The sequence below is a fragment of the Streptomyces sp. NPDC046465 genome (genome assembly GCF_040646035.1).
Taxonomy (GTDB): Bacteria; Actinomycetota; Actinomycetes; order Streptomycetales; family Streptomycetaceae; genus Streptomyces.
The window spans coordinates 11,575-26,188 of sequence record NZ_JBEYZK010000036.1 but is presented as its reverse complement, the minus strand read 5'-3'; the positions used below and the strand labels follow the sequence as shown (position 1 = coordinate 26,188).

The following is a 14,614-nucleotide window of genomic DNA, read 5'->3' as shown; positions in this document are numbered from 1 at the left end:
CGTGTGGAGGGTGGGGGCCATGGGGTCAGTGGGGAAGAGGTGACACCGGGCGCTCGAAGAACGTCTCCAGGGAGACGGTCGCCTGCGTGCCGCTGACCCCCTCGATCGCGTACAACCGGCGCAGCACGTCCTGCAGTTGCCCGGTCGTCGCCGTGCGGACCTTGACCAGGACCGACGCGCTGCCGGCGATGACGTGCGCCTCCTGGATCTCGGGTATCGCCTCGAACGCGGCCGCGGACTCCCCCATCCAGGCCGTCGAGTCGACCATCACGAAGGCCAGCACCCCGCGGTCGAGCGTCGCGGGGTCCACTTCGACGGTCGTGCGCCGGATGACTCCGCGCTCGCGCAGCTTGCGCACCCGCTCGTGGGCGGCGCCCGCGGAGAGACCGGCCCCCTTGCCGAGTGCGGCGTACGAGATGGTCGCGTCCTCCTGGAGGAGGGCGATCAGCCGTCGGTCGATGTCATCCACGGTCACCATGGCGCAACCATACAACGTTCTGACATAGTCATGATCGACAGAATGTCATTCACTCTTAAGTCGCCAAGGGGAAACCATGTCTGGCATTGACAGCACCTCTCCGTACGAAATCCTGGACGAGCGGTTCCGTACCGGACGGTGCGCGAACGGGGACGACCGGCTTGAGCGGCTGTACGGGGGCTGCCGGTGGGCCGAAGGGCCGCTCTACCTGCCCGCCTGGTGTCAGCTCGTCTGGAGCGACATCCCCAACGACCGGCTGCTGCGCTGGGACGAGACGACCGGCGGGGTCGCCGTCTTCCGGTCGCCCGCCGGGCACATCAACGGCAACACCCTCGACCGCGAGGGCCGGCTGATCAGCTGCGAGCAGGGCAATCGCCGGGTCACCCGCACCGAGCCCGACGGGCGGATCACCGTGCTCGCGGAGCGGTACGAGGGCAAGCGGCTGAACAGCCCCAACGACGCGGTGGTCCGCTCCGACGGGTCGGTCTGGTTCTCGGACCCGGACTTCGGCATCACCAGCGACTACGAGGGCTTCCGCGCCGAGCCGGAGATCGACGGCCGCAACGTGTACCGGATCGACCCTGCGACAGGCGAGGTCCGGCTTGCCGCGGACGGCTTCGGAGCGCCGAACGGGCTCGTCTTCTCGCCCGACGAGCGGCAGTTGTACGTGTCCGACACGCGGGGCGGGTGCATCCGGGTCTTCGACGTGCGCGAGGACGGCACGCTGTCCGACGGCAAGGTCTTCGCCGAGGCGACGGACGGCGTCAGCCGGTTCGACAACATCCGCTTCGACGACGGCGGCCGGTTGTGGGCCGCCGCCATCGAGGGAGGGGTGCACTGCTACGACCCCGACGGCACCCTCATCGGGCGGCTCCGGGTCCCGGAGCCGGTGTCGAACATCGCGTTCGGCGGCCCGAAGAACAACCGCCTGTTCATCACCGCGACCAGCTCGCTGTACTCACTGGTCATGGCCGTCACCGGGCTGCCGCGTGTGCTCCGCTGAGTCCTGGCCCGGCGGCGCGCCCCCGGGGACGCGGCGCGTCAGAAGCGGACGTCGGAGCAGGCGTAGAAGGCGTTGCCGGTGTCCGCGATGGTCCATACGCCGAGGATGACGTGCTGGCCGGTCTTCCGGGGCAGGAGGCCGTCATGGGTGACCGTGGAGCCGGGCTGGCGGCCGCCGAAGGGCACCGCGAGGAAGGGCTGCGGGTCCAGGTCGGCCCTGGTCAGCGGCTTGGTCGGGTCCCAGCCGTCCTTGGTGATGTAGTAGCGGAAGTCCGTCGTGGCGTGGCGAGCGGTGATGCGCCAGACGAAGGTGTGGTTCTGGCCCGCGGTCAGCTTGGTGGTCGGCCACTTTCCACCGCGCGGGTCGTCCAGTTCGGAGAAGCGTCCGATGCCGCCCGAGCAGATGTGGCCGTCGCCGGGCCCGCGTGCGGGGAATCCCTTGGGCCCCTCCACGCTCGGCGGCTCCCACTGGATCTGCCCGCAGTTGCGGACGGTGCCGTTGCCGCACAGCTGCTGGCGGCTGACGGGCGAGTCGGTGTAGCCGTGGGCCTGGGCGCTGCCGCTGGTGGCCAGCATGGCCGAGCCGGCGAGGCCGAGGCCCAGGAGTAACGAGGTGAGCTTCCTGCGCATGATGTGCTCCCGTGGTCCGAGGATGCGGTGGGGCCGGACGCACACCTCTGGAGCGCTGCCGGTCGAGCCGCGAGAGCGGGGCGGCAGTGCGGGAACAACCGGAGGGCACACGTCCGACGCGGTCTAGACCAAGTTCGAGAGTAGTCCGACGAGTTGGGCATGTCCATACCAATGGACGCCCGGCGGATGGAGCCCCGGCCGCCGCCGATGGGCGGTGGGACTCCATCCGCCGGTGCCGCCCGCACCGCTCACTCCGCGGCTTCCGCCTCCACCGGCTTGGGGATGAGGAAGGACGTCGCGAAGGCCGCCGCGATGAGGACGACTCCGGCGATCATGCCCGCCGTGTAACCGGCGGGCGACGTCTTGTCGGCCGGTTCCGCGGCGGTCTGCACGGCGTAGAGGACGGCGAAGCTGAGGCCCGCGCCGAGGTTGAAGGCGCCCGCGTTCAGGCCCGGCAGGAAGCCGGGGTTCTCCTTCGGGGAGAGCACGATGCCGAGGCCGTTGAGGACGATGTTGCCCACGCCCGCATAGGTCACGCCGATGAGGACCGACGCGAGCAGGAGCAGCAGCCGCGAGTCGGCGTGCAGCGTGAACAGCATCAGGGCGACCGTCACGGCCGACCCGATGAGGCCGAGGCGCAGGATGCGTCCATAGCCGTACGTGGCGGCGAGGCGCCCGGCGAGCGGGCCCATGGCCAGGCCCGCGAGGGCGTACGGCGTCAGGGTCCACCAGGCGGACTGCTCGGCGCCCATGCCGAAGCCTGCCTGGGCGTCCTGGGCGAAGGCGGGGATCATGCCGTTCATCACGGCGAACACGCCGGTCATGGTGAGGACCGTGGTCAGCAGCAGCGCCCAGGTGGAGCGCTGGCGCAGATGGCGGGTGGCGACCAGGGGGTGGCTGCTGCGGTCCTCGGTGCGCCAGAACAGGGCGAAGGCGACGGCCGTCACGACGAACAGGCCGACGACGAGCAGCCAGTTCGCGGCGCCCAGCTTGCCCGCCTCGTTCAGGGCGATCAGGGCCGCGCCGACCGAGATGACCAGGAGGGTCACGCCGGGCCAGTCCATGCGGGTGTCCGCACTGTCCGCGGAGGGGGCGGCCTTCGACTCGGGGGTGAGCGTGGCGACCAGGAGCGCGGCGATCGTCGCCACGCCGGCCATGGCCCAGAACACCGACTGGAAGCCGTGGTGGTCGGCGAGGTAGCCGCCCGCGAGGGAGTCGAGGCCCGCGATGCCGCCGTTGACGGCGGTGATGACGCCGAGGAGGGTGCCGTACTTCTTCGGCTCGTGGACTTCGTTGCGCAGCATGATGAGGCAGAGCGGCACGGTGGGCCCGGAGATGCCCTGGATGACGCGGCCCGCGAAGAGCATCGGCACGCTCTCGGCGAGCGCGGCGACGACACAGCCGACGACCATGAGCGCCAGCATTCCGGCGAGCACCTTGCGGCGCCCGACGAGGTCGCCGAGGCGCGGCAGGAAGAGCGAGAAGAGCGCGGCCGAGGTGAAGAACGCGGTCTGGGTCAGGCCGACCTCGGCCGAGGTCGCCCCGAGGGAGTCCTCGATGTTCTTCAGGGCGGGGCTGAGCATGCTCGCGTTGAGCTGGAAGGCGAAGCAGGCCGCGAGGAGCGCGGCGACCAGGACCGCGACGCGCACCGGGCGGGAGCCACGGGCGCCGCCGGGAGCGGCGGCCGGTTCGGTGAGGGAGGCGTTCATGCGCGCACGTCGCCGATCCGCTCGAGCGCGTCCACGATCAGGTCCCAGAAACGCTGGTGGTCCAGGTCGACGGCGACCTGAGTGTGGCAGTCGTCGGGGGCGGGTGCGCGGAAGTCCGTCACGGTCATGCCGAGCGTGAGCGTGCCGGTGAGCTCGATGTCCACGGGGGCCTTGCGGACCGTCATGACGTCGGGGTCGATGACGTAGGCGACGGCGCACGGGTCGTGGACCGGCGGCGCGTCGAAGCCCTGGGCCTCCAGGTACATGGCGCCGAAGAAGTCGAGGAGCTCGTTCACGAAGAGGGCCGGGGCGGTGCCGACCTTGCCGATGCGCTCGATGACCTCGGGGGTGGCGAGGGCCTGGTGCGTCAGGTCGAGGCCGACCATGGTGACGGGCCAGCTCTCGTTGAAGACGATGTGCGCGGCCTCGGGGTCGATCTTGATGTTGAACTCGGCGACGGGGCTCCAGTTGCCCGTGTGGTAGCCGCCGCCCATGAGGACGACCTCACGGACGCGCTCGACGATGCGCGGCTCCTTGCGGGCGGCAAGGGCGATGTTGGTCAGGCCCGCGGTCGGGACGATGGTGATCTCGCCGGGCTCGTGGGCCATGACCGTGTCGATGATGAGGTCGACGGCGTGCCGCTCGTCCAGGGTCAGGGTCGGCTCGGGCATGACGGGACCGTCGATGCCGCTCTCGCCGTGGATGTCCGGGGCGGTCTCGACGTCGCGTACGAGGGGACGGGGGCAGCCCGCGGCGAAGGGGACGCCGGTGATGTTCGCGATGCGGGCCACCGAAAGGGCGTTGCGGGTGACCTTCTCCAGCGTCTGGTTGCCCACCACGGTGGTGACGGCTACCAGGTCGACATCCGGGTTTCCGTGCGCCAGGAGCATGGCGATCGCGTCGTCATGTCCGGGGTCGCAGTCCAGGATGATCTTTCGGGGCATCGCGGAACCTCTTTGTTCGGCTGAGCTGACGCTGCACGGCGACGGCTCGGGAAAACGTTCTCCCAAGACTGTGTGCACCGGCGCGAATTATGTCAATGGTCAACGACACACCCCGGCAAACTCGCCCGGAACGGACACGGTTCGGGGCGCGTCGGTGCGTACAGAAATGGTCCAACAGGGAGAATACGCCCGGAAAATCGGGTCTGGTGACTGCAGTAGCCCGCTGATAACGTTTGCCGAAACACAGCGAAGGGTGGGCGCGGCGTGGCCGACGTAACGCTGAGAGATGTGGCTCGGGCCTCCGGCTGCTCCATCGCCACGGTCTCCCGGGTCCTGGCCGGCACGCGCCCCGTCGGCGCCGAGACCGCCCGCCGGGTCCGCGAGGCCGCCGACGCGCTCGGCTACCGGCCCAACCACGCGGCCCGGGCCCTGCGCAGCCGCTCCACCGGCACGGTCGGGCTCGTCCTGCCGCAGATCACGAACCCCTTCTACCCCACCCTTGTGCGGGAGTTGACCCATGCCCTGCACGCCGAGGGGCGGGCCGTGCTCCTTGCCGACTGCGACGACGACCCGGCGGCCGAGGCGGAGTACATCGCCGACCTGCTGAGCCGGCAGGTCGACGCGCTCCTGGTGATCCCGGCGCACGAGGAGCGCAGCAGGGAAGCGGTGCGCGCGGCGGCCGCCCGGGTGCCGCTCGTCCTGATGGACCGGGGCTGCGGGCCCGCCGTCGCGGACTCCGTGGCGGTCGACAACACCGCGGGCATGGCCCTCGTCCTCGACCACCTGGCCGCCACGGGCCGCCGCCGCGTCTGTTTCCTGGGCGCGACGGGGACGGCGTCCGCCGCCGCCGAGCGGCGGGCCGCGTACGAGGCCGGGGCCGGTGCGCTCGATCCCGGGGCGCCGGGCCGGGTGGCCCTCGGCGACTTCTCCGTGGAGTGGGGCAGGGCCGCCGTCGACGAGGTGTGGCCCGCCCGGCCCGACGCGCTCGTCTGCGCCAATGACCTGATCGCCATCGGGGCTCTGCAGCGCCTGCAGCAGCTCGGCGCCGACGTGCCCGGCGAGGTCGCCGTCACCGGTTTCGACGACATCCCGATGGCGGCGCTCTCCGCACCGGGCGTCACCACGGTCCGCCAGCCGGTGAGCGACCTTGCCGCCGAGGCGGCACGGCTCCTCGCCCGGCGCCTCTCACCCGGCGAGGACGGGCCGCGGCGGGCGATACGGCTCGCACCCGAGCTCGTCGTGCGGGAGTCGAGCGTGGCGAGTGACGGGGCGGCCGAGCGCGGGGGCGTGGGCCGCCAGCGCGTTCCCGCTCCCTGAGCTGCCTGGTGCGCCTGGAGGCGCCCCGTCGTGGGAGCGCCTCCGCCTCACGGGCCGCCCGTCACGGACGGCCCGCGTTCCGGCCGGTCAGCGGCGGACCTGCCACGTGAGCGTGTCGGTCAGCAGCGTGCGCAGCCGCGGGTCGCGGACCGCGTCGGTCGGGTCCGTGGCGCGGACCGTCACCGTGTGCGTACGTCCGTCGCCCGGGACCCCGAGGGAGCGGGGCACCACCGCGGTGTCACCCCTGGCCGCCTTGGTCTCGCGGCCGTCGACGCTCCAGCGCAGCCTGATGCCGTCCGCCACCCGCACCCGGACCTTGGCGTCACGCCGGACCGCACGGTCGGTGGGCGTCTCGGCGGTGACGACGGACGCGTGCCGGTGGAAGCCCGCGATCATGGCCTCGCGGCCGGGAAGGTTGAAGGCGCGGCCGAGCGTGCGCATGATCGAGTCCGCGGTCGGGCGGTAGAGGCCGCGCGGATAGTAGCCGCCGCCCTCGTAGGCGCCGACGGTGCCGCCGTCCGGCGAGGTTTGGCCGATCCACCGGTACCACTTCTTCTTCTGCGCGGTGAGCTGGGCGGCCGTCAGCTTGCTGATGTTGGCTTCCCAGGGCTCGGCGCCCGTGTAGGTGCCGTACTCGTCGTACCAGTACTCGTCGGCCAGCTTGCCAAGGGAGTGGCCGGTCTCGTGGACGGCGACCTGGTCGGACTGGGCGTTGTCGGAGGACGCGGTGGCGATGCCGTCGTAGCCGGACGGCGAGGTGATGTCGTTGTAGCCCGCGCCGCCGTACTTCGTGGAGTTGGCGAGGACGATGACCAGGTCGGGGTCCGCGGCCTTCTTCGCGTACGACTCGACCTTGTTCGTGTCGACGCACAGCAGGCGCTCGATGCCGTCGCAGAAGAAGGCGGAGCCGAGCGCGGTGTCCTTGACGGTGCCGTTCGTCGGGTCGCCGGAGACGCCGGACTGCCGGGAGACCGCGTCGACGGCCCAGACGTTGAAGAGGCTCTTGTACGAGGCGTACGGCTCGACGGCGGAGATCTTCGCCCACTTGGCGCGCACGTCGGCGTGGAAGTCCGCCTGCTGGGAGGCGGTGTAGCCGTCGCCGATGAAGACGACGTCGAGCTTGGTGTTGGTGGGGCCGGCCCGCACGATCGGGACGACGTCGCCGTCGCCCTTGATCTTCGCGCGCTCGCTCGGGGAGAGCGCCGCGGAGGCGGGCACTTCGGTGTGCCGGGGGTGGGCGCCGGGGCCGGTGAAGTACTCGACGTGCTGGGCCTTGGCGGCGGCCGGTTCCGGGTCGGCCGCGGTGGCCGTGCCCGCGGGTCCTGTGGCCACGGCTGCCGCCGTGAGGGCGATGCCGGCGGAGAGGGCGATGCGCAGCGGCGTGCGTCTGGCACGGCCGGGCGTGCCGGATATTCGGTGCGTGGGGGGCATGGGCGTCCTTCCGAAGTCCGCGATATAAATGGCGGGTTAAGCAGAGTTAAGGCGCGGATCAACGTAGGGGCTGTCGGGGCGCCAGGCAATGGGTGTGCGACAAGTCGACTGTTGGGTAGACGAGTTCTCGCCGCCCGTCGTTCGGCGGTGGCGTGATGTGACGTGACGTAACGTCAGGCCACGTGACGTGAGGTGACGTACGGAGAGGCAGCGGTGGCGCAGAACGTTCCACGGGAGGGCGCACGTCCCGACGACCCGGCCGCGATCGGGCGGCGCGTCCTGCGGCTGCGCGGTGAACGCGGCCTGACACAGAAACAGTTGGCGGAACCGGCCTACACACCCGCGTACGTCTCCACGCTGGAGTCGGGGAAGGTGCGGCCCTCCGAGGCCGCGCTGCGGCACCTCGCCGAGCGCCTCGGCGTCAGCCATGAAGAGCTGGCCACGGGCCGCCCGGCCCGGCTGGCCGCCGGACTGCGCCTGCGGCTGACCGACGCCCGGCGGGCCCTGGCCACCGGGGCGCCCGAGGACGCCGCCGAGCTCTTCCGCACGCTTCATGAAGAAGCCGTCGAGCACGGTCTCGCGCAGGAGCAGGCCGACGCGCTCCTGGGCCTCGGCGACTGCCTCCTCGAGGCCGGTGAACTCACCGCCGCGCGGGACCGTTTCGCCGCGGCGGAACGACTGCTCGCCGACGAGCCGCTGCCGCGCCGCGTTCCGGCCGTGCGAGGCCGCGCCACGGCCCACCTGCTCACCGGTGAACTGCGCTACGCCTGCTACCTCTTGGAGAGCACCCTCGACGAACTCGACGCCGCCGGGCTGCACGACCCCGAGGCCCTGCTGCTCCTCTACACGGCGTCCATCGCCCCCTACATGGACATGGGCGCGCACGCGCGGGCCGCGCACGCCGCCGAGCTGGCGCTCGCGCTCGCCCCGCGCGTCGACGACCCGGCGCTGGTCGCGGGCATGCACCGCGGGGTGGCCCGCACCCTCATCGCCGAGGGACGCATCGCCGAGGCCGACGCGTCCCTCGCCAAGGCCCAGGAGCTCTACCGCCAGCTGCACATCCGCACCGAGCTCGCGCACTGCCACTGGATGCGCGGCTATGTGCACGCCCAGGGCGGCGACCTGGAGCGGGCCGAGAGCGAGCTGCGCACGGCCCACGACATCCTCGCCGCCAAACGGGCCGCGCTCTTCACCGAACAGGTGGAGGTCGAGCTGGCCGACGTGCTGCGGCGGCGCGGCAAGGCCGACGAGGCGGAGGCGCTGCTGCGGCCGTTGCTCACCACGGGCGACGACGAGGGCGGTGCCGGGGCGCTCGGCGCCGGGCGCGGGGCGGTCCACGCGGGCGGCGCGCACCGGCTGCTCGGGCTGATCGCCGAGGAGCGGGGCGACACGGAGCGCGCCGAGGAGCACTACTGCGCGGCGCTGTCCCTGCTCGAACGGTCCAGCGCTGTCGGGGACTTGGCGGACCTCTGCCGTCTCCTGGGCGATCTGTTGCGCCGCACCGGTCGCGTGGAGGCCGCGATGGACGCGTACCGCACGGGTCTCGGCCACCGGGCAGCGCCCGGCACGACCACCTTGGGGCCCGCACCCGCCACTCCCCCGATGTGAGCCCAGTGCCGCGTCGCCACCGCCACCGTGCACGTACCGCAGTGCACATAAAGATGTAGAGCCATTTCATCCCGGGCTACGACTGCCGTGATCGTGCGGGCGCAGAGGATGGTGCGTATCCCGCCCCACCGGAATCAGCGGTACCGAGGAGAGACACATGGCCGGCCCCCATCCCCGTACTCCCCCTCCCCCCTCGCGCATCGCGGCACTCGGGCGGGCCCTTGGCGGCGGTCTCATCATGGGCGTGGCGCTCGGTGCGGGGACGGCGGTGGGGCCCGTGCTCGCCGATGCCGCGGGACTGACCGGCTTCGCGGCGAGGCTCGTCCCGGCCGCTCTGGTCAGCGTCATCGCCGTGCCTCTCGTCGTGCTCGCGGTGCGCCGCCGGGGCGGCTCGCTCAAGGCCATCGGGTTCGGCGGCGCGCGCGAGAGCCTGCGGGCCCTGCTGGTGGGTGCGGGCGTGACGGTGGGCGCCGCGGTGCTCGTGCTCGGCGCGGGGACGGCCGCCGGGCTGCTGCGCTGGTCATGGCCCGATCTGCCGGAACTCGCCGGGTTCCTGGTGACGAACGGCGTCGTGGCGCTGCTCCTTGAGGCGCTGCCCGAGGAGACGACGCTGCGCGGCCATGCGTGGACGTCCCTGCGCGGCCGGTTCGGCGGCGCGGCTTCGGCGCTCGGCACGACGGCCGTCTTCCTCGTCGTGCCCGGCCTGTCGACGGTGACGGAGGCCGCTGTCGCACCCCTCGTCGGCGCGCAGGCAGGGCCCGTCGGATTCGCGCCGGGCGGGCAGAACCCCGTCGACTATCTGATCCTCCTTGCCGTGTTCGGCCTGATGCTCGTCGCGGCCCGTACGGCCGTACGGCGGGCCCCGCTGTGCACCGGCATCGGCGCGCATCTGGCGTTCCTGACCGTGAACCGGATCGTGTTCGAGGGCGACCGGCGCGGCGCGGGCTGGTCCGTGGAGCTTTCGTCCCCGGACGTGGAGCTCCTCGTGCCGGTGTATCTCCTTGTCGCCACGGCCGGGTTCGTGGTGTGGCGGCGGCTCGGCGGGCGGCGCGAGGAGGACCGGGCGGCAGTCGTCGAGCAGTCGTCGGGCGCTCTCCGGCGCGCTCCGGCCGCATGAGCTGATCCCGGCCGTCGCGGTGACGGCTCATGGACGTCGGCGGTCGGCGTGCTGCACCATGGCGGGCGGACAGCTGTTCAAAGACAGGCTCTCAGCGTTCCCCGTCACGCCATGACAGCCCAGGCCAACGCCTGGAAGGGAGCGGCCACTTGACCTCCTCACCGTCCTCCGCGATGTCGTCGTCCGGTACGTACCGCACTCTCCCCGCCACCGCCGGCGTCGTGATCGTCGGTGGCGGTGTGATGGGGGCGAGCATCGCGTTCCACCTCGCCGAGGCGGGGGTACGCGGCATCCTCGTCGTCGAGCGCGGCGAACTGGCCGGGGGCAGCTCGGGCAAGCCCATCGGGGGCGTCCGGGCGCAGTTCTCCGATCCGCTCAACATCGAACTCGGCCACCGCAGTCTGCACGCCTTCCGCGACTTCCCGATCCGTCCCGGCGCGGAGATCGGCCTCGACACGGTCGGCTATCTCTTCCTGCTCACCAGCGCCTCCCAGGCGGCGGAGTTCGAGGACAGCGTGCGGACGCAGAACGGTCTCGGCGTCCCCAGCCGCATGATCGGCCCCCGCCGGGCCCAGGAGCTCTGCCCCTACCTGAGCGCCGCCGGCCTGGTGGCCGCCACGTACTCCCCCGCCGACGGTCACGCCCGGCCCGCGCTGGTGGTCCGCGGGTACGCGCGTGCCGCGGCGCGGGCCGGTGCCGTGTTCGCGACGCACACCACCGTCACCGGCGTGCACACCACCGGGGACCGCGTCGGTGTCGTGCACACCGACCGCGGTCCGGTGGCCTGCTCGGCCGTCATCTGCGCCGCCGGTGCCTGGTCCGCCCGGATCGGCTCCATGGTGGGGGTCGAGCTTCCGGTGCGACCGCTGCGGCGCCAACTCGCCTTCACCGCGCCGCTGGTGCCCGCCGCGCCGCGCATACCCTTCACGATCGACTTCGCGTCCTCCGCGTACTTCCACAACAGTGACGACGGGCTACTCCTCGGCCTCGCCGACCCCGCCCAGCCCGAGGGCTTCGACACCACGTGGACGCCGGACTGGCTGGAGCTGTTCCGCGAGGTGGTCCGGGAGCGGGCCCCCGCTCTCGCCGGGATGGAGACGTCCGGAGGCTGGGCGGGCCTCTACGAGGTCACACCGGACCACAACGCGCTGATCGGCCGCGCCGCCACACCCGTCAACTTCCTTTACGCGACGGGCTTTTCGGGGCACGGGTTCTTGCAGGCCCCGGCGGTGGGCGAGATCGTCCGCGATCTGTTCCTTGACCGGGCGCCGTGCGTCGACGTCGCACCGCTGAGCGCGGAGCGTTTCCGCTCCGGGGCCGAGAGCCGCCCGGAGGCCCATGTGGTGTGAGCACGCCCGTCAGCCCTCGCCGGATCTCGCCCATCGAATCTCACCGCACCGAATCTCACCGCACCGGATCTCACCGCGCCGAAAGGACCATGTGCCGATGCTCGGGCAGTGGCAACTGCGTGCCGCGTTCGCCGCGAGGCTCTCGCGGATGTACGGTCGGGAGGTCCCCGCGTACGCGACGCTGGTGGACGTCTCCCGCGAGGTCAACGAGGACGTCTTGCGCGCGCGGGGCGCCGACGCCGAACGCCTGGGCACCATCAGCCGCGTCACCGCCGAACGGCACGGCGCCATCCGGGTCGGCACCCCCGAGGAGCTGCGGCAGGCCGCCCGCGTCTTCGGTGCTCTCGGGATGCGTCCCGTCGGCTTCTACGATCTGCGCGAGACAGCCGCGAGCGCGCTTCCCATCGTGTCGACCGCGTTCCGCCCGGTGGCCGAGGACGAGCTGGCCCGCAGCCCCTTCCGGGTCTTCACCTCCCTGCTCACCGTGTCGGACCCCCGCTTCTTCGACGCGGACCTGCGGGCGCGCCTGACCGCGTTCCTGGCCGGGCGCGAGCTGTTCGGCCCGGAGCTCCTCGCTCTCGCCGACCGGGCCGAGGCGGAGCGGGAACTGCCCGACGCGGACGCCGAACGGTTCCTCGAACTGGCCGTGCGAGCCTTCGAGTTGTCCACCGAACCCATCGACGGGCAGTGGTACGCGGCCCTGGAGCGGGTCTCCGCCGTCGCCGCGGACATCGGCGGCGTACGCAGCACACACATCAATCACCTCACCCCGCGCGTCCTGGACATCGACGAGCTCTACCGGCGCATGACCGAGCGCGGCATCGAAATGATCGACACCATCCAGGGGCCGCCGCGCTGGACGGGACCGGACGTCCTGCTGCGCCAGACCTCCTTCCGGGCGCTCGCCGAACCGCGGGCCCTGCGCGCCCCGGACGGCAGCGTGAGCCGGGGCGCGCTGCGGGTGCGCTTCGGCGAGGTCGAGGCCCGCGGCATCGCGCTGACCCGCGAAGGCCGCGCCCTCTACGACCGGCTGCTCACACTCGTCGACGAGCAGGCCGCCCACCACATCACGGCCGACCGAACCGCCGCCGACCGTGCCGCCGTCGCCCGCTCCGTATGGACCCGCCACTTCCCGCCCACCGAACACGGGCTTGCCGCCGCGGGGCTCGGCTTCTTCACCTATCACGCGGTCCCGGACCGGCCCGCGGACGGCAGCCGCCCGCCCACCGGCCTCGGCGGCCTCCTGGACGGTGGCTGGCTGCGCGCCGAGCCGATCGTGTACGAGGACTTCCTGCCCCGGTCCGCCGCGGGCATCTTCCAGTCCAACCTCAGCGAGGCGGGATCCAGGAACAGCGGCCGAGAAGGCAGCGCGTACGACGCCGACCGGCTCTCCGGAGCGATGTGCCGGGACGTCCTGGACCCCTTCACGCTGTACGAGCGGCAACGGGACCGCTCCCTCGCCCAGATACCCCGCGCCCTACGCCCCCAGGGAGCCTCATGAGCATCGTCCTGCCCTCCACCGACGAGCTGAGCGCCCGCGCCCGCGCCGCACTCGGCCGCATCGGCGTCGACGTCCCCGAGGGCCATGCCCTGCGGGCCCGCACCCCCGTCACCGGCGAGGTCCTCTTCGGCCTCGCCGCCACGGACGCGTCCGGCACCGAGGAGGCGCTCGCCGCGGCCCACGCGGCCTTCCTCGGCTGGCGCACCACTCCGGCACCGCGGCGGGGCGAACTGGTGCGCCGCCTGGGCGAGTTGCTGCGCGCGCACCAGGACGACGTGGCAGAGCTGATCACCATCGAGGCGGGCAAGATCCGCTCCGAGTCGCTCGGCGAGGTCCAGGAGATGATCGACATCTGCGACTTCGCCGTCGGCCTTTCCCGGCAGCTCTACGGGCGCACCATCGCCTCGGAGCGCCCGGGACACCGCCTGGCGGAGACCTGGCATCCGCTGGGTGTCGTCGGGGTCATCTCCGCGTTCAACTTCCCCGCCGCCGTGTGGTCGTGGAACACCGCGATCGCGCTGGTCTGCGGCGACACCGTCGTGTGGAAGCCGTCCGAACTCACCCCGCTCGTCTCCCTGGCCTGCGACCGGCTGCTCGCCCGGGCCGCCGACGGCGTCGGAGCCCCCCGCGACGTGCACCGGCTGCTGCTCGGCGGCCGGGCCGTCGGGGAACAGCTCGTGGACGACCCCCGGGTCGTACTGGTCAGCGCCACGGGGTCGACCCGCATGGGGCGTGAGGTCGGGCCGCGCGTCGCCGCCCGCTTCGGCCGCTGCCTGCTCGAACTCGGCGGCAACAACGCGGCGATAGTGGCGCCCTCCGCCGACCTGGACCTCGCGACGCAGGGCATCGTGTTCGCCGCGGTCGGCACCGCGGGGCAGCGGTGCACGACGCTGCGGCGCCTCATCGTGCACCGCGACATCGCCGGGACCGTCGTGGACCGGCTGACCGCCGCGTATCAGAAGCTGGCCATCGGCGACCCCTTCGACGATGCCACGCTGGTCGGGCCGCTCATCTCCGCGCGGGCCCTCGACGGCATGCGCGGCGCGCTCGACCGCGTGCGCGACGAGGGCGGCGAGCTCCTCGCGGGCGGCGCCCGGCGCCCTGCCGAGTCCGCACCGCACGCGGCGTACGTCGAACCGGCCGTGGTGCGCCTCGACCGGCAGACCGACATCGTCCGCGAGGAGACCTTCGCGCCGCTGCTGTACGTCATGCCGTACGACACGTTCGACGAGGCGATCGCCCTGCACAACGACGTTCCGCAGGGCCTCTCGTCGAGCATCTTCACCCGCGACCAACAGGAGGCGGAGCGGTTCCTCTCCGCGGAGGGCTCCGACTGCGGCATCGCCAACGTGAACATCGGGACGTCCGGCGCGGAGATCGGGGGTGCGTTCGGCGGGGAGAAGGAGACCGGCGGTGGCCGCGAGTCGGGCTCCGACGCATGGCGCGCCTACATGCGCTCGGCCACCAACACGGTCAACTACTCCAGTCGGCTCTCCCTCGCCCAGAACGTCAGCTTCGGCTGAGGGAG

At 72.3% G+C, this 14,614-nt stretch carries 12 protein-coding genes; 7 read left to right on the top strand and 5 right to left on the bottom strand.

The genetic code is table 11. From position 1 onward, the window contains the following. Positions 1-25 precede the first annotated feature (25 nt). Positions 26-469, bottom strand: a complete 444-nt coding sequence (locus ABZ953_RS36340) for an Lrp/AsnC family transcriptional regulator (RefSeq protein WP_361733319.1) — start codon at positions 467-469, stop codon at positions 26-28. Positions 470-554: 85 nt separating this feature from the next. Here ABZ953_RS36340 and ABZ953_RS36335 point away from each other — a divergent pair, with 85 nt between their 5' ends. After that, positions 555-1,481 (top strand): SMP-30/gluconolactonase/LRE family protein, encoded by a 927-nt coding sequence (locus ABZ953_RS36335; RefSeq protein WP_361733267.1) that lies wholly within the window; start codon positions 555-557, stop codon positions 1,479-1,481. Between the two features lie 38 nt (positions 1,482-1,519). On the opposite strand, the gene ABZ953_RS36330 is transcribed toward ABZ953_RS36335, so the two are convergent. The 3 genes from ABZ953_RS36330 to ABZ953_RS36320 form a co-directional block, all read right to left on the bottom strand. Continuing rightward, positions 1,520-2,110, bottom strand: coding sequence for a lytic polysaccharide monooxygenase (locus tag ABZ953_RS36330; RefSeq protein WP_361733265.1), 591 nt, complete (start codon positions 2,108-2,110; stop codon positions 1,520-1,522). Between the two features lie 248 nt (positions 2,111-2,358). Continuing rightward, positions 2,359-3,819, bottom strand: coding sequence for an MFS transporter (locus ABZ953_RS36325; protein WP_361733263.1), 1,461 nt, complete (start codon positions 3,817-3,819; stop codon positions 2,359-2,361). Next, a complete protein-coding gene (locus ABZ953_RS36320; RefSeq protein ID WP_361733261.1) occupies positions 3,816-4,763 on the bottom strand; it encodes a nucleoside hydrolase in 948 nt (315 codons plus the stop codon). Before ABZ953_RS36320 ends, ABZ953_RS36325 begins: the two co-directional genes overlap by 4 nt. Positions 4,764-5,027: 264 nt before the next feature. Between ABZ953_RS36320 and ABZ953_RS36315 the strand changes: the two genes are divergently transcribed. Further along, entirely contained in the window at positions 5,028-6,080 is a 1,053-nt protein-coding gene (locus tag ABZ953_RS36315) for a LacI family DNA-binding transcriptional regulator (RefSeq protein WP_361733259.1), read from the top strand. Between the two features lie 87 nt (positions 6,081-6,167). Here ABZ953_RS36315 and ABZ953_RS36310 read toward each other — a convergent pair whose 3' ends face one another. After that, on the bottom strand, positions 6,168-7,511 hold the full coding sequence (locus ABZ953_RS36310) for a M64 family metallopeptidase (RefSeq protein WP_361733257.1): 1,344 nt from the start codon (positions 7,509-7,511) through the stop codon (positions 6,168-6,170). Between the two features lie 213 nt (positions 7,512-7,724). Here ABZ953_RS36310 and ABZ953_RS36305 point away from each other — a divergent pair, with 213 nt between their 5' ends. From ABZ953_RS36305 to ABZ953_RS36285, 5 genes are all read left to right on the top strand, one after another. Next, the gene (locus ABZ953_RS36305) at positions 7,725-9,119 is read left to right on the top strand and encodes a helix-turn-helix domain-containing protein (RefSeq protein WP_361733255.1); all 1,395 of its coding nucleotides are present in this window, start codon (positions 7,725-7,727) and stop codon (positions 9,117-9,119) included. Between the two features lie 157 nt (positions 9,120-9,276). Continuing rightward, a complete protein-coding gene (locus ABZ953_RS36300) occupies positions 9,277-10,236 on the top strand; it encodes a hypothetical protein (protein WP_361733254.1) in 960 nt (319 codons plus the stop codon). Positions 10,237-10,409: 173 nt separating this feature from the next. Continuing rightward, complete coding sequence (locus tag ABZ953_RS36295; protein ID WP_361733318.1) at positions 10,410-11,585, top strand: FAD-binding oxidoreductase; 1,176 nt, start codon at positions 10,410-10,412, stop codon at positions 11,583-11,585. Positions 11,586-11,682: 97 nt separating this feature from the next. After that, positions 11,683-13,086, top strand: coding sequence for a DUF1338 family protein (locus ABZ953_RS36290; protein WP_361733252.1), 1,404 nt, complete (start codon positions 11,683-11,685; stop codon positions 13,084-13,086). Next, the gene (locus ABZ953_RS36285; protein WP_361733251.1) at positions 13,083-14,609 is read left to right on the top strand and encodes an aldehyde dehydrogenase family protein; all 1,527 of its coding nucleotides are present in this window, start codon (positions 13,083-13,085) and stop codon (positions 14,607-14,609) included. The genes ABZ953_RS36290 and ABZ953_RS36285 overlap by 4 nt, the downstream gene beginning before the upstream one ends. Positions 14,610-14,614: the final 5 nt, after the last annotated feature.